Genomic DNA, 23,289 nt, shown 5'->3' with positions numbered 1-23,289 from the left:
TATGAAGATAATTTTTATGGGTACACCAGAATTTTCAGCAACTGCCCTTCAAGAACTTATAAATGAATTTGAGGTTTCAGCAGTTTTTACTCAGCCAGATAGACCTAAGGGTAGAGGCAAAAATCTAGCAATGTCCGCAGTTAAACTTTTAGCGAGCTCCTATAATATACCAGTATATCAGCCGTTAAAACTTAAAAAAAATGAGGAAATGATAGAGGTAATAAAAAATTTAAAACCAGATTTTATTGTAGTAGTAGCTTTTGGCCAAATCCTTCCAAAAGAAGTATTGGATATCCCTAAATATGGATGCATAAACTTACATGCATCACTATTACCAAAGTATAGAGGTGCCGCTCCTATAAATTGGTGTATAATTGATGGTGAGTCTAAAAGTGGAAATACCACTATGCTTATGGACGTTGGCCTTGACACCGGGGATATACTTTTAACAGAGGAAATAGAACTAACAAATACTATTACGGCTGGTGAATTGCATGATATTCTGATGAATAGTGGTGGGCAGCTTTTAATCAAAACCATAAATGGTATAGTAAATAATGAGGTGCAGCCAGTTAAACAAGAAAATGAGCTTAGCTCCTATGCAACCATGCTAGGCAAGGAAATGGCTGTGATAAATTGGGAGCATAGTAGCGAGAACATTCACAATTTCATAAGAGGGTTAAATTCATGGCCTATTGCTTATACTCATTATGAGAATAAGGTAATGAAAATATATAAATCAAGAGTAATAAACGAGCAGTCAAATAAAAGTAGTGGAAGTATTATAGAGGTTTCAAAAGAGGGATTAAAGGTATCAACGGGTAGTGGTGTTCTACTTATTGAAGAGATACAATTTCCTGGAAAAAAACCACTAAAAGTTAAAGATTATATAATAGGAAATAAGATAGATGAAGGTGTGGTTTTAAAATAAAGAGAGGTGAAGTAATATGTTTTTTTATGATAGTACTATGATCATATTATTACCAGCTATAATTATATCCGCCTTAGCACAGTTTAAAATTAAGGCATCCTTTAGTAAATATTCAAAGGTAAATAGTGCAAATGGTTATACAGGAGCACAGGTAGCTAGAATGCTATTGGATGATGGTGGTCTTTTTGATATACCAGTGGAAATAGTAGGCGGAAAACTTACTGATCATTATGACCCTTCTAAACGAGTTATGAGACTTTCTCAGGAGGTCTATAATGGGACTTCAGTTGCAGCTATAGGAGTTGCAGCGCATGAAACTGGGCATGCGATTCAAGATAAAGAAAATTATGCGCCTTTAAAAATAAGGAACGCTATAGTGCCGGTAGTTAATTTTAGTTCTAATGCATCCTGGTTACTATTTTTAATGGGAATAATTTTAAGTGTTCCTTCTTTAGTAAATATTGGAATTATATTATTTTCAGGGGTAGTAGTATTTCAGTTAATTACCTTGCCCGTTGAATTTAATGCATCTAGTAGAGCACTCGCAATTTTAGAATCCAGAAGTATACTTTATGGAGATGAAATAAAAGGAGCTAAATCAGTATTAAGCGCAGCAGCTATGACATACGTATCTGCAGCACTTATGGCAATTTCTCAGCTTATACGTCTTGTTCTTATAAGTCGGGATAGATAAATAATTTAATGGGAAATAGAGGTAAAAATATGAATAATAGTAGGTTAGTAGCAATTGTAGTTATAGAAAAAGTAATAAATGAAAATGCATATTCTAATATAGTTTTAGGCCTGGAACTTAATAAATCAGATTTAAATGATAAAGATAAAGCACTAGTTACAGAGATAGTTTATGGTACTTTAAAATATAAATATACTATAGATAAAATACTCAGTAGCTTTATAAAAAAAGGTTTCGAATCCTTAGATAGTTTTGTTTTAAATATATTAAGAATATCAATTTATCAAATTAGGTTTTTAGATAAAATACCTAGCTTTGCTGTGGTTAATGAGGCTGTAAACTTAACAAAAAAGATGAGTAATGCGGGAGCTGCACAATTTGTTAATGGAGTACTTAGGAACTACTTAAGAGATGATGCAGCAGTGTACTATAATGAAAAAAATGATATTGAAAGATTATGTTTTGAGTATTCCTTCACTAAGGCTTTAGTTAAACTTTTTATAAAACAATACGGTATTATAACCGCTGAGGAAATTCTAAGTGGCTTAAATAAAAAACCTGATGTTACAGTTAGAGTTAATACTCTGAAATTAACTTATGAAGAAATATGGGAAAAACTTATAGAAAATGGGTATAATATAGAAAAAGGTTACGCGTGCATTGATGCAATACGAATTATAAAAGGGAAAAATATAGAGAATAACCTTTTATTTAATGAAGGCAGCATTACAGTTCAGGATGAAAGTGCAATGCTTACAGCTCATTCTATGGACCTTGCACCAAATCTAGAAGTATTAGATCTTTGTAGTGCGCCAGGTGGAAAGACGACACACATTGCAGAAATCATGAGAAACACAGGACACATTTCTGCATTTGATATCCATAAAAACAAGTTGTCCTTAATAAAAGAAAATTTAGATAGAATAGGAATTATAAATACAACTTGTGATGTTATGGACGCTACGATTTATGATCCAAATCTTTTGGAATCTGCAGATAGGGTACTTATGGATGTACCTTGTTCTGGTCTTGGAATTATTAGGAAGAAACCTGAGATAAAGTGGAGTAAGCATATAAAAAATATAGAGAATATAGTACATACACAAAGAAAAATAATGGAGAATGCTTCTAAATACGTAAAAAAAGGTGGAGTGCTTGTATATTCAACATGCACCCTTAACAAGGAAGAAAATGAAGGCAATATTGATTGGTTTATAGAAAACCATCCAGAGTTTAAAATTCAGCCAGTATTTTATGGTGATCTGAAGAATATAAACTATAGTGATAGTGGTTATGTAACTATATTGCCAAATGAGTATATGGATGGATTTTTTATAGCTAAAATCGTAAAATTATAAAATGGTGGTAGGTGTATAAAATGACAAATATTTTAGACTTAAATTTAGCAGAGCTAAAACAATGGATGAAAAGTAATTCCGAGAGTGAATTTAGAGCTAAACAAGTTTCAGACTGGATTTATAAGGGCATTTGGAAATTTGAAAATATGAATAATATTCCACAAGCTATAAGAGAAAAACTTCAAAGTAATTTTTATATAGGAATACCGGAGCTTGTAGAAGAATATACTTCAAAAATAAACGATACAAGAAAATACCTTTTTGCACTAAATGATGGTAATTTAATTGAGTGTGTTGTTATGAAATATAAACATGGAAATTCTATATGCATATCCACTCAAGTTGGATGTAGAATGGGATGTAAATTTTGTGCTTCTACCATTGGAGGACTTATTAGAAATCTAACAACTGGAGAAATGTTGTCTCAAATAATGAAAGCACAGCATCTAATTGGCGAGAGAATTTCTAATGTTGTACTAATGGGAAGTGGGGAACCCTTTGATAACTTTGAAAATGTTATAAAATTTCTGGATATTGTGAATTCAGAAAACGGACTTAATATTGGTCAAAGACATATAACTATTTCTACGTGTGGTATTGTATCAAAAATAAAAGAGTTTGCAGATATGAATATGCAAACAACACTAGCTATTTCACTTCATGCAGCTACAGATGAAATTAGAATGAGGAGCATGCCAATTGCAAATAAGTATTCTATTGCAGAAATTATTGATGCATGTAAATATTATATAAATAAAACCAATAGAAGAATAACTTTTGAATATGCTCTTGTAGCGGATCTTAATGATTCCACGAGGGATGCGGAAAAATTAAGTGTTTTACTAGAGGGTATGTTATGCCATGTTAATTTGATCCCAGTTAATGAGATAAAAGAGAACGAGTTAAAAAGATCTTCAAATGATGCTATTTCTAGATTTAAGGATGTACTTGAAGCTAATAATATTCAGACAACAATAAGGCGCGAAATGGGCCTAGATATTAATGCGGCATGTGGACAGCTTAGAAGAAGCTACATTAAGGGGAATAAGGTTAATGAGGGGGTGTAGAAATGCTGGGGGTTTTATCTGATGTTGGGAATGTTAGAAAAACAAATGAAGACTCTGTAGGTTATTTTGAATGTAGTGATGTTGGCATTTATGCTGTAGCTGATGGTATGGGAGGACACAACGCAGGAGAGGTTGCAAGTGAACTGGCTATTAAGGTTATAATAGAATATGTAAAGGCCAATCAATATGGCTCCGATCTAAAAGAAGTGCTTTCTGAAGGAATAAAACATGCAAATAAGAAAATTTATGATATGGCAAGTGAGGATGATTCACTTAAAGGTATGGGCACAACTATAACAATTTGTTTTAAAAAGCAAGATAGGATGGTTGTTGCAAATGTGGGTGATAGTAGTTGTTATGTTATCGATAATAAAAGAAAATTATCAAAAATTACAAGAGATCATTCACTTGTACAACAACTTTTAGATAATGGTACTATTACTGAAGAAAAAGCTAGAAATCATCCAAATAAAAATATTATTACAAGGGCACTTGGAACAAATGAAGAAGTAGAAGTTGATTTATTTGATGTGGATTTGACTAGCGTAATTAAATGTATTTTATGTACAGATGGTCTTACCAATGATGTGACTTATGATGAAATGTATGATATTATTATCAAAAATGAAAATGACTCTAGCTGCAAAATGTTAGTGGATTTAAGCAAATCTAAGGGTGGACGCGATAACATATCAGTTATCGTATTTGAAGGAGAGTGCAGAGATGATAGGAACCATGTTAGGGAGTAGATATGAACTCCTTGAAAAAATTGGAGAAGGTGGAATGGCAATAGTTTATAAAGCTAAGTGTCATCTTCTTAATCGTAATGTTGCTGTAAAAATATTAAAAGAAGAATTTTCAAATAATATAGATTTCATGGAAAAATTTAAAAAAGAGGCCGCTTCTGCAGCTAGTCTTTCATCAAATTATATAGTTAACATTTATGATGTTGGTCAAGAGAATGACATCAACTATATTGTAATGGAATATATAAAAGGTAAAACACTAAAGCAAGTTATACTTCAAAATGGTAGTATGAATAATAGTCAGGTAATAGATTATGGTATTCAAATTGCAAAAGCACTCCAGTGTGCTCATAAGAATAACATTATACATAGGGACATAAAACCGCATAATATATTAGTGACCGAAGATGGGACAGTGAAAGTTACAGATTTTGGTATAGCAAAAGCTTCTAGTTCTGTAACTATAACTAATACTAGTACAGTAATGGGGTCAGCTCATTATTTTTCACCAGAACAGGCTAAGGCCAGCTTTGTAGACTTTCGAACGGATATTTATTCTTTTGGAATAGTTCTCTATGAGATGGTTACAGGGAGAGTGCCTTATGATGCTGAAAGTCCTGTATCCGTAGCTCTTAAACATATACAGGAACCAGTTGTGCCACCTAAGGACATAAATGACAATGTTCCTGAAAATTTAAATAAATTAATATTAAAAGCAATAGAGAAGGAACCTATAAAAAGATATCAAACTGCCAATGAAATGCTTTTGGATTTACAAAGGATACAAAAAAATAGTGAGTATACTGTAACAACAAATACCATGGAAAATGAATATACTAGAGTTATGGCACCTGTAAATGTAGAGGATTATGAAAAACCAGAGGTTCCCAAAAATGAAAAACCAAAAATTAATAAAAAAAATAAAACAAAAATAATAGTATCTGTTGCAGTAATTTTATTAATTGTGCTACTCGGTGCAGCAGGCGTAATATATAAAGGCTTTTCTAAGAATAATGTTAAAGTTACAGCTCAATTACTAGTGCCTAAAATTGTCGGGTTAGATAAAGTGGAAGCAAAAAAAACAGTTGAAGAAAAAGGTTTGATTTATACAGAAATTGGAGAAGAAAATAGTGAAAAACCAAAGGGTGCGGTGGTAGAGTGCTGGCCAAAGGAAGGAACAGAAATAGAAGCTAATAAAGAAGTAAGAGTTAGGGTGAGTAAAGGGCCAGAGGGTTTGCCAGTTCCGTATGTTAAAGAACTTGACGAAGCTTCCGCTAAAGCTGCTATTGAACAAAAGGGTTTGGTATTAGGCAATGTTACAAAGGAATTCAGTGAATCCGTTGCTAGTGGTATGGTAATAAGCCAAGATCCAAGTGCAGAAAGTTTAGTTCAAAAGGGTGATAAAGTAAATTTAGTAATAAGTAAGGGAGCAGATGTTAAGTGGTCAAAAGTTCCAGAACTAATCGGACTATCTCAAAATGAAGCACAAGAAAAATTGCAAAATTCAAATTTAAAATTAGGTAATACAAACGAAGTGGAAACTAAGGATAAGTCACAGGATGGTAAAATTTTCAATCAAACAATTCCTGCAAATACAAAGGTTGAGCAAGGTAATTCTGTAGGTTTTAGTTATTATAGATATAAAGAACCTCCAAAAGAGCAATTTACTGTTCCAGATTTTATAGGAAAAACAGTTAAGGATGCAAGAGATTTAGCTGCTAAAAATGACATAACTATAGTTCTTAGTGGTAATGATGCAGATATCATTGATAAACAAGATAAGGAGCCAGGGACTAAGGTAAATGTTGGAGATACTATAACATTAACTTCAAAGGCCCAGGCTCCAGTAACACCGCCAACCGGTCAATAAAAAGATATAAAGTAGGATATGAAATACATTTAAAAAAATTAAATTAAAGTTAAACATTGGAGGATATATGCAAGGAGTAATCATAAAAGGTGTAGGCGGATTATATTTTGTAAAAGTTGAAGATAAAGTTATTCAATGTAAGGCAAGAGGGAAGTTCAGGTATGCTGGGCTTTCCCCTGTTATTGGTGATAAAGTAGAAATAATGCTAGAGGTAGACGAGAGCAAAGGTGTAATCGAAAAAATTTTTGAAAGAGATAATGAGATGATACGCCCAGTAGTTGCTAATGTCACTCAAGCTTTTGTGGTTTTTGCTTTTAAGCAACCTGATTTAAATATGGATTTGCTCAATAAATTCTTAGTGCTTTGTGAATTTTATAAGTTAAAAATAGTTCTTTGTTTAAATAAGCTAGATTTAGTTGAAGAAGTTAATGAGGACCTTATAAAAGAATTAAAGAGTGTGGGATGTGATATAGTATTTTTAAAAGCAAAGGAAGGCGAAGGTTTAGGAGGACTTAAAACAAAAATAAAAAATAATATTAGTGTTTTTTGTGGACCTTCTGGAGTGGGAAAATCAACTATACTAAATAGTATAGTTGGAAGAGAAGCTATGATAACCGGAGATATAAGTAAGAAATCCCAAAAAGGTAAGCACACTACAAGGCACAGTGAACTTATTGAATATGAAGAAGGATTTTTGTTAGATACACCAGGATTTTCCTCTTTAAGTTTAGATTTCATAGACAAAGAACAATTACAATATTGTTTTCCAGAATTTGAAAAACATAGATGTGAATGTAGGTTTTCTAATTGTATGCACCATAAGGAACCTAACTGCAGAGTTAAAGAAGCTGTAGAAAATAATGAAATTTACGGGGATAGGTATAAGTTTTATGTAAAAACATTAGAAGAAATTATTGCTAGGGGGAATAGAAAATGATTAAAATATCACCGTCTATATTGTCAGCGGATTTTTCAAGGCTAGGAGAACATATAAAGCAGCTAGATGCATATGGTGCTGATATGATTCATATTGATGTAATGGATGGTATGTTCGTACCTAACATTTCTTTTGGTATTCCAATTATTAAGAGTGTTCGCAAACTAACAAAATTAACCTTTGATGTGCATCTTATGATTGAAGAACCATCTAGATATGTAGAAGATTTTGCAAAGGCAGGAGCTGACATTATAACTGTTCATTATGAAGCAGATAGGCATATTGATAGGACTATTAATTACATAAAAAGTTTTGGTGTTAAAGCAGGAATTGCATTAAATCCTGCTACACCTGTAGACTGTATTAAAGATTTAATAAGTAATCTTGATATGGTACTTATTATGTCTGTAAACCCTGGATTTGGTGGGCAAAAATACATTAAATATTGCTCAGATAAAATTAAAGAAGTCAGAGCTCTTTCGGATAAATATAATAAAGACCTTATGATTCAAGTAGATGGTGGCATTGATAAAGTTAATATTTCGGAAGTCGTGCGTAGCGGTGCTAATGTAATTGTAGCTGGGTCTGCTATATTTAAGAATGATGAAATTGAGAAAAATATAAAAAAATTAAGAGCTGGTATTTAGAATGAAGGTCATAATAATATCAGGAGGTAATCCGCCATCCAAGGAATTTATCACAAAGGAAATTACTGAGGATACATTTTTAATTGGAGCTGATAGTGGGGCAAATTGTCTATATGACTATAATATAGAGCCTCATTTATTAGTAGGAGATTTTGACTCCATTGATAAAGGGGCATTTGATTATTTTAAAAAAGGCAAATGTATTATAGACATTTATCCTGCAGAAAAAGATTTTACTGATACTGAAATTGCAGTTAAAAAGGCTCTCTGTATGAAACCAAATGAAATAGTGTTTCTCGGTTGCATAGGAAGTAGAGTTGATCATTTGCTTGGGAATATTGGAATGCTGAAAATTTGCATGGAAAATGGCGTTGATGCTTGCATAAAGGATGAAAACAATGATATTAGGTTAGTTAATACCTCAACATCATTAAGTGGCACTGTGGGGCAGATATTCTCACTACAATCTTATGGTGATGAAATAATTGGATTAACCATTGAGGGCTCAAAATATCCATTAAATAATTATAATTTGAAAACTGGACAGAGTATAACTATTTCAAACGAGTTTGTGGTGCCTCAAGTTAAACTTAAATTTAAATCTGGAACTCTAATGATAATATTATCATCAGATTAAAATTTTTATAGAAACTATATATATAAGCTATTTTTTTATTGATAATTTCGATAAAAAAATAGTTTTTTATTTTTGCAACATTACTGACAGTAAATCATATAATAATATTGGAATACTTTTGGAGGATAACAACTTATGAAAAAGTATTATAAGCATCTAGGAGATCAACTTGGAGTAATTGTTGCATGTGTAGGAATAGGGATTATAGCAGCAGTAATAGTTCCATTTTGGTGGTGGCTGATTGCTGCGGGGGGAGGAATTGTTTACTGCGGCTTTACTATAATGAATCACAACGATCATTGTTAGTGATGTGGTGATAGACAGGTATATAGCTCAGGCTTAGGGGGGAATAAAGATGAAAATTGTGGCTATTAAAGTACCAAGGTTTATATCTCGAATAATCAGATTTTTCTTTAGAAAATAACATAGAAAAGTTTATAATGATGTTAATATTCTCACTAATGTCGTTAAAATAAAAAAATGCAGCTTTATAAGCTGCATTTTTTGTTCCTAATTATATAGCACGTTGTACTTTACCTGAACGAAGACATCTAGTACATACATGTATAGATTTAGGCGTTCCGCTAACTATAGCTTTAACCTTTTGGATATTTGGAGCCCATTTTCTCTTTGATTGACGGTGTGAGTGACTATATTGAACACCAGAAATAACACCTTTATCGCATATATCGCATTTTCTTGACAATGAAAACACCTCCTTAAGACTAATAAGAAAAAAAAATTTCTCAATTGAAACACGCATTATTGTAACATAGATACTACTACTCTTGCAAGTAGAATACAAAATTATTACTGACTAAAGTAATTTAACAATTAATTTTCTTGAATAAATTAGCTTTATACTATAAAATAATCTATATAGCGTTATAAGGAGGAATTACAATGAAAGGTAACATTACGAGCGAGAATGGTATTATATATTATTCAGAGGAATCGTTAGCTAATATAGTTGGCATTTCTACAATGGAGTGTTATGGAGTTGTGGGAATGGCATTAAAAGATGCTAAGGATGGATTTTGGCAATTAATTAAAAGTGATGGTTTAAATAAAGGGGTTAAAATTCATTCTAAGGAAAATCAACTATTTATTGAATTGTATATAATAGTTGAATATGGCACAAAAATCTCTGTAATTGCAAATAATATAATTCAAAAAATAAGATATAATGTTGAAAATTATACAGGACTAAAAGTAGCAGCAATAACAGTAAACGTACAAGGTGTAAGGGTTTAAGGGGGTAAAGACAGTGGAATACTTAAAAATAAACGGACAACACTTCCGTAATATGGTAATTAATGCATCTAATAGGTTAGAAGATCAAAAGGAGTACGTAAATGCGCTTAATGTGTTTCCAGTTCCAGATGGAGATACAGGCACTAATATGTCAATGACATTTAAGGCTGCAGTGTGTGAAATTGAAAACATGTCAACTACATCTATTAGTGAGATATCACAAAAGATAGCTAGAGGCGCGCTGATGGGTGCAAGAGGCAATTCAGGCGTTATACTATCACAAATATTTAGAGGCATTGGAAAAGGACTAGAAGGTAAAATTGAAGTTACTTCTGAAGAATTTGCTAAAAGTATTTTAGAAGGTGCCACTTTTGCATATAAGGCTGTTATGAGACCTACTGAAGGAACTATTTTAACAATAATTAAAGCTGCTGGTGAAAGTGCAGTTAGTAGCGGAGCAACCAATGTTGTTGAACTTATGGAAGAAGTTTGCACGCATAGTAAAATTATGTTAGATAAAACTCCAGATATGCTTCCAGCATTAAAAGAAGCAAAAGTTGTTGATGCAGGTGGCATGGGACTTTTAATAATATTTAAGGGCATGCATGAAGCTTTAAAAAACAATATGGAAGCTACCATTAATAAAGCAGACAAGCAAAGTAGTAAATCAGAGATAATAGCACCTGTAGCTACAGATATGCCTGTAAACATAAAGTATGGATACTGTACTGAATTATTAGTTATTGCTGAAAATGTTGATACTAATGAATTAAAGACTTACTTAGAAAAACATGGAGACTCAATGGTTGTGGTGACCCAAGATGAATTTCTTAAAATTCACATACACACAAATGATCCAGGGTTAGTGCTTTCAAAAGCAGTAACACTAGGTGAGCTTTCTAAGATAAAAATTGAAAATATGAGAGAGCAACATAGAAATTTATTAGGGATTCAAGAGGAAGTAGCAGAGCAATCCGCAGTAGAAAATACCACTGAAAATAAAAAATACGGATTTGTATCTGTTGCGCTTGGTGAGGGTATTAGAAATATTTTTAAGGATTTAGGTGTGGATGTTGTAATAGAGGGTGGCCAAACTATGAATCCAAGTACACAAGATATATTAGATAGTATTAATAAAATTAATGCGGATAATATATTTGTATTACCTAATAATAAAAATATACTTATGGCAGCGCTGCAAGCAGTGGAACTGTCAGATAAAAATGTAATAGTTATTCCTTCTAAAACTATTCCTCAAGGAATAACTGCCGTAACAATGTTTAATGCAGAAGCTAGTGTAGAAGAAAATGAACATACACTAAAAGAAGCAATTAAAAATGTTGTAACCGCTTCTGTGACCTATGCAGTTAAGGACACTGAATCTGATGGTAAAACAATAAAACAAGGAAATATCCTAGGTTTAGTTGAGAACAAAATTAAAGAAGTTGGAACAGATATTTACAAAGTTTGCACCGATGTTATAGATAGTATGATTACTGAAGATAGCGAGCTTGTTACGATTTTCTATGGTGAAGATTGTATAATAAGTGAAGTGGAAGCATTTATTTCGGAGTTAGAGAATAAATACCCAAATATAGATGTTCAACATTACAATGGAAAACAGCCACTATATTATTTTATTGCTTCAGTTGAATAAAAGCCCTAGGGCTTTTTTTCTTAGGTATATTAATTAAAATCTTATTTTTGGAGTGGTATTTGTGGATATTTATAGTGATATAAAATATATAAAAGGTGTTGGGTCTATAATGGCAGAAACATTGAATAAATGTGGAATTTTTAATGTATTAGATCTTTTATTATATTTTCCAAGAAATTATGAGAATGTATCTGCTGTGAAAAATGTTATGGATTGCGAAGATAATCAAAAAATCATTGTAGAATGTACTGTTTTAAATATATTAAAAGATCAGAGGTTAAAAAATAATAAAACTCTTTCTACGATACTATTTTGCCAAGGTGAAAATAAATTCAAAGGTAAGTGGTTTAATCAAACTTATGCAAAAAATAGCTTTAAAAATTCAAATAGTTATATCATCACTGGCAAAGTGAATAATTTTAAGGGCGAAATCACAATCATGAATCCAAAAATAGTGAAAAATACGTCGATGGATACAAATAAAATTATTGCAACATACCCACTTAAAAATAATATTACAAATAATTTTTTCAATAAAATTATATCTGACGTTCTCTGTAATATTGAAATAACAGAAAACTTGCCTAAATGGCTCCTGGATAAATACAGATTTTGTTCTTTAGATGAAGCTATTCGAAGTATTCATAGCCCTAAAAGTTTAGAATTACTTAATTCATCTAAAAAAAGACTGAAATTTCAAGAGCTATTCACATATTCATTGAAAATATTAATGTTAAAAGAGTTTATAAAAACTAATAATGATGGTATCAAGTTTAAAATAGCTCCAGAACTTACAACATTAAAAGAGCGACTTCCGTTTAACCTTACAAAAGCACAAAGTAAAGTTGTTCGGGAAATTCTAATAGATCAAAAGAAGGATAAAGGCATGAATAGGCTTTTGCAGGGTGATGTTGGAAGCGGTAAAACAATAGTTGCTATAATTACCATGTTTAATGTGGTGAAAAACGGTTATCAAGCAGCTATGATGGCACCAACTGAAATTCTAGCCAATCAACATTATGAGGAAATTCAAAATGTATTAAAAGATTTTCCGCTTACCATAAAGCTATTAACTGGAAGTACAACCCATAAAAATAAGGAATTAATAAAACAAGAACTAAAGAATGGAACCATTGATATTATTATTGGAACACATGCACTTATTGAAGATAATGTAGAATTTAAAAACTTAGGTATGATTGTTACTGATGAGCAACATCGCTTTGGAGTGTCACAAAGAAATAGGTTTTCTAATAAAGGTAAAAATATAGATATTCTTGTAATGACAGCTACGCCTATACCAAGAACACTATCTTTATATTTATATGGTGATTTAGACGTATCTATAATAGATGAATTGCCACCAGGTAGGCAGAATATTGATACATCCTACGAAAGTATGACCTCCAGTAGATACGTATATGAATTTGCAGTAAGTGAAATTAATAAAGGAAGACAAGTTTACATAGTCTGCCCCTTGGTAGAAGAAAATGAAGAAATGAAATTAAGTTCAGTTCAGGTGCTTTATGAAAAACTAAAGGGTGAATATTTTAACTCTACAGAAATAGCAATGGTATATGGTAAAATGCCTAGTAAGCAAAAAAATGAAATCATGGATAAATTTAAAACTGGAGAAATTAAAGCATTGATTTGTACCACTGTTATAGAAGTTGGAGTGAATGTTCCAAATGCTACTGTTATGATAATTGAGAATTCAGAAAGGTTTGGTCTTGCACAACTTCACCAACTTAGAGGACGTGTAGGAAGAGGAGAGCATAAGTCCTATTGCATTTTACTTGCTAATATAACAAACAAAATAGTAAGAAAAAGATTAGAAATAATGATAAAAAGTAATGATGGTTTTTTTATTGCTGAAGAGGATTTGAAAACTCGTGGCGCGGGAGAATTATTTGGGTTTAAGCAGCATGGTGAATCAGGTTTAATAATAGCCGATGTAATTGAAGATATTAATATATTAAAACTAGCAAATAGTGAAGCAAAAGAGTTAATAAAAAGTAATAATATTGAAGACATAAAGGTAAAGAATGAAATAACAGAAAAAATACAGCAAAGTTCTAATTATATTTGTTTTAATTAGGGGAAAAATATCTTTGTATATATTACATAAATATGTTAAAATATTATCGAAACTGGCTAGATGGAGGAATAAACATATGAGAATAATTTCGGGAAGTGCAAGAGGAAGAAAGTTGTTGTCCCCTGTTGGGATGGGAACGAGGCCCACGTTAGATAGGATAAAAGAAGCTATATTTAATATAATCCAAGACAGAACAAGGAATGCAGTAGTGGTAGATATGTTTTCAGGTACTGGGAGCTTAGGTCTGGAAGCAGCAAGTAGAGGAGCTGAAAAATGCTATCTAATTGACATGGGAGATACTACTTTTGCCATGTTAGAGAAGAATGTAGATAATTTAAAGTTTAATGATAAATGCATCTGCTTAAAAGGTGACACATATAAATATATGCAACAATTTGCGCAGGAAAAAGTTGTTTTTGATTTAATTTTTATAGACCCGCCATATGCTAAAGATATGATTCCGCCTGCAATTGAGATTATTTCAGCAAATAAACTTTTAAGTGTGGATGGATTGATTGTTTGTAAAATAGATTCTTCAGAAGAAATATATGAAGGAAATAATATTATTCATCTTTCTGATTTGAGAAAATATGGGAATACCACTGTTTTATTTTATGAATACAAGGGAGCTAATAGTTAAAAATTATTAGTATACCAAAGGAAGACATGGAGGAATAACATGAAAAAAGCAATTTGCCCTGGAAGTTTTGACCCAATAACCAATGGACATTTAGATATTATTGAGAGGGCGGCTAGGGTTTTTGATGAATTGATTGTAGGAGTGCTTGTTAACCCTGAGAAAAAAAATCTATTTTCTGTAGATGAGAGAGTAGAACAAATAAAAAGTTTAGTGAGGAATTTACCTAATGTGCGGGTCAAGAAGTTTAGCGGCTTACTTGTTGATCTGATGAATAAAGAGGAAGCAGGAGTTATTGTGAAAGGACTTAGAGCTTTTTCGGATTTTGAATATGAGTTTCAAATGGCATCCATGAATAATAAATTGGATCCAACTAAGGAAACCATGTTTATGATGACGAAGGCAGAATATTGCTATTTAAGTTCTTCCTCAGTTAAGCAGGTTGCAATGTTTGGGGGATGTATTAAGGGATTAGTACCTGACCAGATTATTCCAGATATTATGAGGAAAATTAATCCTAAATAGGAGGGCAAATATGGATGTTATAAAGCTTTTAGAATATCTTCAAGAAATTATTGAGAGTTCATCTAAAATACCTGTTACAGGTAAGTCAGTGATAAACAAAAGAGAAATATTAGATATAATTGATCAAGTTGTAAATCACTTGCCAGATGAATTTAAGAAGGCTCAGTGGATTTGTGATGAAAAAGAGCGAATTCTTATTGATGCAAAAAAACAAGCTAAAATTTTCGAGGAAGAAACCATTGACAAAATAAGAAGAAGAGTTGAAAAGCAAGACCTAGTTAAAGAAGCGCAAACAAGAGCTGAAGAGATCATAGCTGCAGCGCAAAGAGACGCTAAAATCATGAGGCTAGGTGCTAAAGACTATGCGGATGAAATATTATCTCAATTAGATAAAGAAATTGAGTTAAAAGGTCAACAAATGCTTCATAAGATTAAAGCGGATGTTCAAACATTCTTAATCTCTCTGCAAGAAGAAGTTACGGATACCACAACTTTAATAAGAGAAAATGTTAAAGAATTAAGAACTATGAAATAGTCTAATTATGTTTATGAGCAGTAGTGGGACAAACAAAATTAATAGTATTAAAAAGTATAAACTACTACCGCTATATAAATTTATATCATTAAAGGTGAAAATAGATGAAGTTTGAAGAAAAACATAATATAAAATTATTGTTAAAATTGAAGAAATTATGCCTTGAATAAATTTTCGAAGGATGTATTTTTTTATTGACACATCGTGTTTATAGGTATAACTATAAACTTGCGAAATGATAGATAAACCGCTAAAAGCAATTAAAAAGCTTAAAATTGGAAGTTTTATATATAAACTTGAATTACTAGAAGATATTAAATAACATCCATTAGTTACCTCTAATAATCCTAATATTAATCCCTCTATAAAACTTCTAGAAAAACCAATAATCAAAGAAATCTTATTAATGACAATGTGGAATAGCGCATTGTCTTTAATTATACCTGTTATTACAGAGAATACGATGACAAACCCACCTATATTTAAGGAATTCTTTAGGGCATCTTCGATACTATTTTTAAATATTATACCAATATTTTTAGTTGAATCTATCCTTTTAGAAGAATTGGTATTTTTACTTTTAATTTTATAAAGTGAATTTTTTGATGGAATAATAAATCCCATAAACATGCAAGATAGAAGATTAGAAAGCAATAATATATAGCCAATCTTAGCACTAAGCATCATAGAAGCACCTACTGAACCTATAATAAATAAAGGGCTGGAGTTGGAAGCTATATTTAGCAACCTTTCACAGGTATTTAAATCAATTAGATTCTTTTCATATAAATCACAAGTATATCGTGCGCCTAAGGGGTAACCGCATAATATACTAATTAACAGTGCAAAATTACATTCTTTGGTCAGTTTTAATGGTTTGCAAATTATATTACCTAATAATTTAGAATAAATATGAATACCATCGTAGCTTATTATAATATTTATTACGACTAAAAATGGGAAAAGAGAGGGAAAAACAGCATTGAAAAACAATTTTGCACCAGATATAGTGTACTTTATACAAATATTTGGTGCTAATATTATTTGGAGAATAGCAAGGGAACAAATTATTGTTATTAAAATATTTATATTCAAAGTTTTAAATAGTTTAAACAATAAAAACATTATGAGAAGTAATATTATAACTAATAGTAACTTCAATTTTAAACCCCTTTTAAAGTATTTCTGTATTAAATATATTTGAATTTTAATAAACTTATGTATTGAAGTGGTTAAAATAAAATAAATACTACTATATTTTTATGATAGTACTATTTATTTTATTTAATCTACAATTATTGGGGATATTAAATAATCACTATTAGGATTTATACTGCTATTTATTATGCTGTAAGCTCTTGTAGACTGAATATCTAGCTGCAAGGTATCATTTTGCTCTTTAGGGAGTTTAGTATAAAGTGGAATGCTACTGTTTGATTTTATAGATTTTAGAATTGATTTTCCCTTTGAATTAAATCCTAAGACACGTGCATAAGGGCAAGCCATTGCTCTTAATTTTTTGGAATCAAAGCTATCAAATCCTATAAAATATTGGCATAATATCCTGCTAATTCGGGTATATGTGTAGCGTTTACTTTTTATATCTTCTAGGGCGCTTCCGTAGCTTAAATTGTTTTGTAAGGACTTAATAATCTTATTATCAATACCCTCTGACACGTCTGGTAAGTTTACTAATGAGTTTTTTGATGTAGCAGATTTATGTTTTATGTACGGAAACATGGAATCTTCAAAGGTGAATCCGTAATTATTTGAGTATAAATTTAAGATTTCAGCTAATACTGAATTTGGAACATGACCTTCTAGCTCCCCTAGTGAACCATTTTCTTTAATGAATTTTCTTATAGCCGTGGCACTTGAAAATTCATTATGCAACATGTTACTGTTATAGGATGCACCTTCTCTTTTTAAGGTATAGGGTTTAATTGAACTATTTAACTTTATTAAGCTTTTGCAATACTCAATACCTAGTATATTATTAGGAGATTTAAGAAAATCCTCCAATAATAATTTTGATATGTCATTTTTTGAATTAATTAAATAATCATAAAGTGCATTAGATCTAGCTCGTGGGTAGACAATACCTTTGGATAAATAAGTTTTTAATAATGATTTAAATTCAATAGGTTCTTTAAGCAGTATATTGGAAATATCGTATATGTCCTTTATATTCCCCTGTTCGCTACCAAAACAAATATTATCCACTATACCTAAGCTATTTAGAAGACTTACAGAGCCATAGGAAAAAAAGTCTGCTGAAGATACACTGTAAATTGCGGGTAGTTCTATTACTAAATCTACTCCATTGTTTAGTGCCATTCTAGTTTTTGTCCATTTATCTATAGTAGATGGAATTCCTCTTTGCGCAAAATTCCCACTCATAACACAGATTAATGCATCACAATTTGTGATTTCTTTGGTTTTATTAATATGATACACGTGACCATTATGCAATGGGTTATATTCAACAATTATACCTGAAATATTCATTTAATCACCTCATGAAAGCTTATATAAATATAAGTAGATAAAATACCACCATACTAAATATAAGCTAAAATTTATGTATAAAAATAAGCTGAAGAAAAAGCAGAAAAATATTATTTTGGAGTGCTGTGAAAACTTCTATTTATTAATTTATATTATATAATACAAATTTAAAAAAGCATATATATACAAGGATAAAATAAAAATAAGAGAAAATTACGAATATGGCGAATAAATAAAATACAATATATGTAGTGGATTTTCATATTTTAGGTTGAAATGTATACCAGAAAAGTAGTATATTATTAGTGTATATAAGTTGATAATAAGTGAGAGGAGAAATAAGAATGGCATTTATAGAGAAAATATGTAAAATGGCAAAATCAGATGTGAAAATAATAGCACTTCCAGAAGGTGAGGAAGAAAGAACTATAAGAGCTAGTGAAATCATAAAAAATAATTCAATAGCTGAGGTAATATTAATAGGTGATTTAACTGTAATAAAAACAAAAGCAACTGAGCTTGGAGTTAACCTTGAGGGGATAGAAATTGTAAATCCAAAAACTTCTCAAAAAACTGAGGGATATGCAAAGGCGTTTTATGAATTAAGAAAAAATAAAGGAATGACTCCGGAAAAAGCCGCAGAGACATTAAAGGATCCACTGTATTTTGGAACCATGATGGTTAAAATGGGAGATGCGGATGGATTGGTATCAGGAGCAGTACATACTACAGGAGATTTACTTAGACCTGGAATGCAAATTATTAAAACTGCACCGGGAATTAAGGTTGTTTCAAGTTTCTTTATAATGGAATTACCTACCAATGAATATGGTGAAGATGGACTGCTTTTATTTGCAGATTGTGCTGTCAATCCAAATCCTAATGCAGAGGAATTAGCGTCTATAGCTATAAGTACTGCAGATAATGCAAAATGTTTATGTAATTTTGAACCTAAGGTTGCAATGTTATCTTTTTCAACTATGGGAAGTGCAAAGCATGAATTAGTTGATAAAGTTGCAAAAGCTACTGAAATTGCAAAAAATGCTAGACCAGATTTACAAATTGATGGAGAGCTTCAACTAGATGCAGCTATAGATATTAGTGTAGCAAAACAAAAAGCACCAAATAGCACTGTAGCTGGAAATGCAAATGTATTAGTCTTCCCAGATTTACAATCTGGAAATATTGGGTACAAATTAGTACAAAGATTTGCAAAAGCTGAAGCTATTGGACCAGTTTGTCAAGGGTTTGCAAAGCCAATAAATGATTTATCAAGAGGATGCAGTGTGCAAGATATAGTTAATGTTGTTGCTGTAACTGCAGTTCAAGCTCAAATTCAAAAATAGTTTTATATATATTCAAAAACACATACAGCTCGGGAGGCGAATTTAATGAAAATATTAGTTATAAACTGTGGAAGTTCATCATTAAAGTATCAATTAATAAACATGGAAAATGAAGAATGCTTAGCGCTTGGACTCGTAGAAAGAATAGGGATAGAAGGATCAATATTAACTCAAAAGGCAAGTGGAGAGAAATATATTATTGAAGAGTCCATGAAAGATCATACGGATGCAATTAGACTAGTACTTGGAGCACTTGTAGATCCGAAGTATGGTGTCATTAAAGAACTATCAGAAATTGGCGCTGTGGGACATAGAATTGTTCATGGTGGAGAAAAATATGCTTCATCAGTTATAGTTAATGATGAAGTTATGAAGAACCTTAAGGAATGTTCAAAACTTGCACCACTTCACAATCCAGCTAATATAATTGGAATCAATGCTTGTAAAGCATTAATGCCAAGTACTCCTATGGTAACTGTATTTGATACTGCATTCCATCAAACAATGCCAGAGGTTGCATATGTATACCCACTACCATATGAGCTTTATACTAACAATGGTGTTAGAAAATATGGCTTCCATGGTACATCTCATAAATATGTTTCAGAAAAAGCAGCAGAAATGATGGGTAAAGATATAAAAGATTTAAAATTAATAACTTGCCACTTAGGAAATGGTGCAAGTATTTCTGCTATAAAAAATGGTAAATCTATAGAAACAAGTATGGGATTTACTCCACTTGAAGGAATAGCTATGGGAACTAGATGTGGAAGCATAGACCCAGCTATAATAATATATATAATGCAAGAGTTAAATTTAACAATTGATGAAGTAAATGATTTAATGAATAAAAAATCAGGAGTTTTGGGAATATCTGGAGTAAGTAGCGATTTTAGAGATATAGAAAAAGCTGCATGGGAAGATGGAAATCATAGAGCTCAATTGGCACTTGATATATTCTCATACAAAGTTAAGAAATTCATAGGATCTTATGCTGCAGTAATGGGTGGCGTAGATGCAATTATATTCACAGCTGGACTTGGCGAAAACTCTCCAGAAACAAGAGAAGACGTATGTAATGGCTTAGAATTTTTGGGAGCAGTTTTAGACAAATCTAAGAATAAGGTTCGCGGAAAAGCTGTGGAATTAAATACAGTGGATTCTAAAACTAAAATATTTGTTATACCAACAAATGAAGAATTAGTAATTGCAAGAGACACGCAGGCTTTAATAAAATAAAGACTTTAATAAAGTCATTGTTAGTTGTTATGATAAATAAATCTTGACTTTTTACTGTATTGTTTATATAATAGTCTGTGTTTGATGTAAGTAAAAAACTATTTAGTTAGGAGGGACGCAGAAGCTTTGCTCGAGCTGTATATTTTTTATACAAGGTATAAAGTTTTTCTTTATATGAGAAAAAACTAAATGTTATTTAGTTTTTCAGAGTGGATGATATGGTAATAGATGTTTCAGAATTGTTTAGTAATAAAAACACAAGAAAAAAAATTCATTTAGATTTAGAAAAAGATAAGTTTTTTTATGAAAATGAATTTGTACAATTTTCTAAACCAGTTAAGTTAGATTTGATTTTAAAACCTAACGGTGATGAAATAGATTTATCTGGGGAAATAGAGACAGAACTATTGCTTGCTTGTTCTAGGTGTCTTGAGACTTTTTCATATTCAGTAAACATTGAATTAAATGAGAGATTGTCGAAAACTCTAAAGAGTGAAGATGAGGATATTATTTTTATTAATAATGATAGATTAGATTTAGATGAAATCGTGGAAAATAATATCATTTCTATGTTGCCTATAAAACGACTTTGTAGTAAAGGTTGTAAAGGCTTATGCCATCATTGTGGAATTAATTTGAATCATAGTACGTGTAAATGTGCTATTGACGATGTTGATCCAAGGTTGGCAAAATTAAAAGAACTGTTTTTAACTGATTAAGGAGGTGTTACAATGGGAAATCCAGCTAGAAAATTTTCTAAAGGTAGAAGAGATTCTCGAAGAGCGCAAACATTTAAACTTGGTTTACCGGGAATAGTTGAGTGTCCTCAATGCCACGATATGAAACTTTCTCACAGAGTATGTAAAAACTGTGGTTATTACAAAAATAGAGAAGTTATTGTTATGGAACCAAAATAAAAAGAAAGTCGAAAGACTTTTTTTTTATTATATAAGTATAATTATGGTAAATAAAATATAATTATATTTCAATCTGGTATTAATAATACTAGAAATATTTGCACTATATAGTATATAATATATATAAATATAATTTATATATATTATATTTATTTATAAGGCAAATTCAAAGTGAGGTTTTAAAATGGTAGTTGTTGTAGATGGCATGGGTGGAGATTTTTCTCCAAGTGCTGTGGTTGAAGGTTGCGTTGAGGCTTTAAAAGAATATGATATAGATATATTAATAACTGGGTCTGAGGAATTAATTCGATGCGAGCTATTGAAATATACATATGATTGTAATAGAATAAAAATTGTTGATGCCAAAGAGGTTATTAGTACAAGCGAACATCCAGTAATGGCTATTAAGCGCAAAAAAGATTCAAGCCTTGTAAAAGCATTGAATCTTGTAAAAAGTGGGGATGCAGATGCTATTATTTCAGCAGGAAGCACTGGTGCATTTTTAGCTGGCTCTACGCTTATAGTAGGAAGGATAAAAGGCATAGATAGACCTGCACTTGCACCTATAATGCCAGGTAAGAATGGCCCGTTTATGATAATTGACTGTGGAGCTAATGCAGAATGTAAGCCTCATTATTTAGTGCAATTTGGACTTATGGGTAAAACATATTTCGAAAATATTCTTAAAATATCAAATCCATCTGTAGGCCTTGTAAATATAGGAACTGAGGAAGAAAAGGGTAATGAACTTTCTAAATCAGCTCATAAACTACTTAAAGAAGCAAATTTAAATTTTGTAGGAAATGTGGAAGCTAGAGAAATACCAACTGGAGATACTAATATTTTGGTATGTGATGGGTTTGTAGGAAATGTAATTTTAAAATTATACGAAGGCGCAGTTGCTAATATATTTGATATATTAAAAACCGGTATAATGAGTTCCTTTAGAACCAAGCTTGGAGGAATGTTATTAAAACCAGTCTTTAAAAAGTTTAAAGCTGATTTTGACTATAAAGAATATGGTGGTGCTGCTTTTCTAGGAGTAAATGGGATTTGTATAAAAGCTCATGGGAGTTCAGATGCCAAAGCTTTTAAAAATGCCATTAAACAGGCTGTAATATTTAATGAAAATAATGTTGTAGAAAAATTAAAATTGGAAATTGAAAAATTATCTGAGCAAGAAAAAAATATAAGTAATAATTTGCAATAAATATATTTTAGAGAAAGTTAAGGAGGTGAAAATATTATGTTTGAAAAAATTAGAGCTACTATAGCATCACAGTTAAGTATAGATGAAGAAGAAATAAAAATGGAATCATCTTTTATGAATAATTTAGGAGCTGATTCTCTTGATATCGTTGAATTAATCATGGCATTGGAAGAAGAGTATGAAATAGAAATTCCAGATGAAGATGTTGAGAAAATTGCTACTGTAGGCGATGTAGTAGAATATATTAAAGCCCACACCGAAGAATAATATAAGGCTCCGCAGTATTGCGGGCCTTTAGCTTTTTCAAACTTATTTTTGAATTTATTATAAAAATCAAATCTAGTTATTTTAACGACAGTTCAGAAGGAAAGTACCCTGCTTCTATAAGTGAGAGTCACATACTTCAACAAAAGGAAAACGTCAGTGGGAATTTAAATCTCATTCTGAAGTCGTTAATGGCAGCTCCGCAGGAGATG

General features: G+C 31.2%; 25 protein-coding genes. 22 read left to right on the top strand and 3 right to left on the bottom strand.

The annotated features are described in order from the left end of the window. The first annotated feature begins 1 nt into the window (after nucleotide 1). The 10 genes from fmt to G9F71_RS15960 all read left to right on the top strand — a co-directional run bounded on the left by fmt (nucleotide 2) and on the right by G9F71_RS15960 (nucleotide 9,193). A complete protein-coding gene (fmt, locus tag G9F71_RS16005) occupies nucleotides 2-931 on the top strand; it encodes a methionyl-tRNA formyltransferase (protein WP_164950151.1) in 930 nt (309 codons plus the stop codon). Nucleotides 932-947: 16 nt separating this feature from the next. Next, on the top strand, nucleotides 948-1,625 hold the full coding sequence (locus G9F71_RS16000; protein ID WP_164950152.1) for a zinc metallopeptidase: 678 nt from the start codon (nucleotides 948-950) through the stop codon (nucleotides 1,623-1,625). Between the two features lie 29 nt (nucleotides 1,626-1,654). Further along, entirely contained in the window at nucleotides 1,655-2,983 is a 1,329-nt protein-coding gene (gene rsmB, locus G9F71_RS15995) for a 16S rRNA (cytosine(967)-C(5))-methyltransferase RsmB (protein WP_164950153.1), read from the top strand. A 20-nt stretch (nucleotides 2,984-3,003) separates the two neighbouring features. Further along, a complete protein-coding gene (gene rlmN, locus G9F71_RS15990) occupies nucleotides 3,004-4,050 on the top strand; it encodes a 23S rRNA (adenine(2503)-C(2))-methyltransferase RlmN (RefSeq protein WP_164950154.1) in 1,047 nt (348 codons plus the stop codon). 2 nt (nucleotides 4,051-4,052) lie between these two features. Next, nucleotides 4,053-4,799, top strand: coding sequence for a Stp1/IreP family PP2C-type Ser/Thr phosphatase (locus G9F71_RS15985; protein WP_164950155.1), 747 nt, complete (start codon nucleotides 4,053-4,055; stop codon nucleotides 4,797-4,799). Beyond that, nucleotides 4,774-6,666 carry a Stk1 family PASTA domain-containing Ser/Thr kinase gene (pknB, locus tag G9F71_RS15980; RefSeq protein ID WP_164950156.1) on the top strand — a complete coding sequence of 631 codons (1,893 nt, stop codon included), beginning with the start codon at nucleotides 4,774-4,776 and terminating at the stop codon, nucleotides 6,664-6,666. The genes G9F71_RS15985 and pknB overlap by 26 nt, the downstream gene beginning before the upstream one ends. Nucleotides 6,667-6,733: 67 nt before the next feature. Beyond that, a complete protein-coding gene (gene rsgA, locus G9F71_RS15975) occupies nucleotides 6,734-7,603 on the top strand; it encodes a ribosome small subunit-dependent GTPase A (RefSeq protein WP_164950157.1) in 870 nt (289 codons plus the stop codon). Next, nucleotides 7,600-8,250: a ribulose-phosphate 3-epimerase gene (rpe, locus tag G9F71_RS15970; protein ID WP_164950158.1), complete on the top strand. Its 651-nt coding sequence runs from the start codon at nucleotides 7,600-7,602 to the stop codon at nucleotides 8,248-8,250. Before rsgA ends, rpe begins: the two co-directional genes overlap by 4 nt. A 1-nt stretch (nucleotide 8,251) precedes the next feature. Continuing rightward, nucleotides 8,252-8,887: a thiamine diphosphokinase gene (locus G9F71_RS15965; RefSeq protein ID WP_164950159.1), complete on the top strand. Its 636-nt coding sequence runs from the start codon at nucleotides 8,252-8,254 to the stop codon at nucleotides 8,885-8,887. A gap of 135 nt (nucleotides 8,888-9,022) precedes the next feature. Continuing rightward, the gene (locus tag G9F71_RS15960; protein ID WP_164944224.1) at nucleotides 9,023-9,193 is read left to right on the top strand and encodes a hypothetical protein; all 171 of its coding nucleotides are present in this window, start codon (nucleotides 9,023-9,025) and stop codon (nucleotides 9,191-9,193) included. A 208-nt stretch (nucleotides 9,194-9,401) separates the two neighbouring features. On the opposite strand, the gene rpmB is transcribed toward G9F71_RS15960, so the two are convergent. Continuing rightward, a complete protein-coding gene (gene rpmB / locus G9F71_RS15955; RefSeq protein WP_124998995.1) occupies nucleotides 9,402-9,593 on the bottom strand; it encodes a 50S ribosomal protein L28 in 192 nt (63 codons plus the stop codon). Between the two features lie 197 nt (nucleotides 9,594-9,790). Between rpmB and G9F71_RS15950 the strand changes: the two genes are divergently transcribed. The 6 genes from G9F71_RS15950 (at nucleotide 9,791) to G9F71_RS15925 (ending at nucleotide 15,593) form a co-directional block, all read left to right on the top strand. Then, nucleotides 9,791-10,141, top strand: a complete 351-nt coding sequence (locus tag G9F71_RS15950) for an Asp23/Gls24 family envelope stress response protein (RefSeq protein WP_124998997.1) — start codon at nucleotides 9,791-9,793, stop codon at nucleotides 10,139-10,141. 13 nt (nucleotides 10,142-10,154) lie between these two features. After that, nucleotides 10,155-11,798, top strand: coding sequence for a DAK2 domain-containing protein (locus tag G9F71_RS15945; RefSeq protein WP_164950160.1), 1,644 nt, complete (start codon nucleotides 10,155-10,157; stop codon nucleotides 11,796-11,798). Nucleotides 11,799-11,859: 61 nt separating this feature from the next. Continuing rightward, on the top strand, nucleotides 11,860-13,896 hold the full coding sequence (gene recG / locus G9F71_RS15940) for an ATP-dependent DNA helicase RecG (RefSeq protein WP_164950161.1): 2,037 nt from the start codon (nucleotides 11,860-11,862) through the stop codon (nucleotides 13,894-13,896). Nucleotides 13,897-13,972: 76 nt separating this feature from the next. Next, on the top strand, nucleotides 13,973-14,536 hold the full coding sequence (gene rsmD, locus G9F71_RS15935; RefSeq protein ID WP_124999003.1) for a 16S rRNA (guanine(966)-N(2))-methyltransferase RsmD: 564 nt from the start codon (nucleotides 13,973-13,975) through the stop codon (nucleotides 14,534-14,536). 39 nt (nucleotides 14,537-14,575) lie between these two features. Then, the gene (gene coaD / locus G9F71_RS15930) at nucleotides 14,576-15,058 is read left to right on the top strand and encodes a pantetheine-phosphate adenylyltransferase (protein WP_164950162.1); all 483 of its coding nucleotides are present in this window, start codon (nucleotides 14,576-14,578) and stop codon (nucleotides 15,056-15,058) included. Between the two features lie 10 nt (nucleotides 15,059-15,068). After that, complete coding sequence (locus G9F71_RS15925; RefSeq protein ID WP_124999008.1) at nucleotides 15,069-15,593, top strand: ATPase; 525 nt, start codon at nucleotides 15,069-15,071, stop codon at nucleotides 15,591-15,593. Here the strand turns inward: G9F71_RS15925 and ylbJ are convergent. Next, on the bottom strand, nucleotides 15,576-16,754 hold the full coding sequence (gene ylbJ, locus G9F71_RS15920) for a sporulation integral membrane protein YlbJ (RefSeq protein ID WP_411956133.1): 1,179 nt from the start codon (nucleotides 16,752-16,754) through the stop codon (nucleotides 15,576-15,578). The genes G9F71_RS15925 and ylbJ overlap by 18 nt on opposite strands. A gap of 123 nt (nucleotides 16,755-16,877) precedes the next feature. After that, complete coding sequence (locus G9F71_RS15915) at nucleotides 16,878-18,101, bottom strand: nucleotidyltransferase (protein WP_164950163.1); 1,224 nt, start codon at nucleotides 18,099-18,101, stop codon at nucleotides 16,878-16,880. 344 nt (nucleotides 18,102-18,445) lie between these two features. On the opposite strand from G9F71_RS15915, the gene pta reads away from it, so the two are divergent. The 6 genes from pta (at nucleotide 18,446) to acpP (ending at nucleotide 23,080) form a co-directional block, all read left to right on the top strand. Continuing rightward, nucleotides 18,446-19,447, top strand: a complete 1,002-nt coding sequence (pta, locus tag G9F71_RS15910) for a phosphate acetyltransferase (RefSeq protein ID WP_164950164.1) — start codon at nucleotides 18,446-18,448, stop codon at nucleotides 19,445-19,447. Between the two features lie 45 nt (nucleotides 19,448-19,492). Continuing rightward, nucleotides 19,493-20,686, top strand: coding sequence for an acetate/propionate family kinase (locus G9F71_RS15905; protein WP_164950165.1), 1,194 nt, complete (start codon nucleotides 19,493-19,495; stop codon nucleotides 20,684-20,686). Nucleotides 20,687-20,904: 218 nt separating this feature from the next. Next, nucleotides 20,905-21,405, top strand: a complete 501-nt coding sequence (locus tag G9F71_RS15900) for a YceD family protein (RefSeq protein WP_124999017.1) — start codon at nucleotides 20,905-20,907, stop codon at nucleotides 21,403-21,405. 12 nt (nucleotides 21,406-21,417) lie between these two features. Further along, entirely contained in the window at nucleotides 21,418-21,603 is a 186-nt protein-coding gene (rpmF, locus tag G9F71_RS15895; protein ID WP_124999019.1) for a 50S ribosomal protein L32, read from the top strand. Nucleotides 21,604-21,787: 184 nt separating this feature from the next. Then, nucleotides 21,788-22,813, top strand: a complete 1,026-nt coding sequence (gene plsX, locus G9F71_RS15890) for a phosphate acyltransferase PlsX (protein WP_164950166.1) — start codon at nucleotides 21,788-21,790, stop codon at nucleotides 22,811-22,813. 33 nt (nucleotides 22,814-22,846) lie between these two features. Then, nucleotides 22,847-23,080 (top strand): acyl carrier protein, encoded by a 234-nt coding sequence (gene acpP, locus G9F71_RS15885; protein WP_124999023.1) that lies wholly within the window; start codon nucleotides 22,847-22,849, stop codon nucleotides 23,078-23,080. Nucleotides 23,081-23,289: the final 209 nt, after the last annotated feature.

Origin of the sequence: Clostridium sp. FP2, from assembly GCF_011065955.2 — a bacterium.
Classification (GTDB): domain Bacteria; phylum Bacillota; class Clostridia; order Clostridiales; family Clostridiaceae; genus Clostridium_AD; species Clostridium_AD tagluense.
Note: the sequence above shows the minus strand (reverse complement) of the source record. Positions and strands in the feature narration are given on the sequence as shown.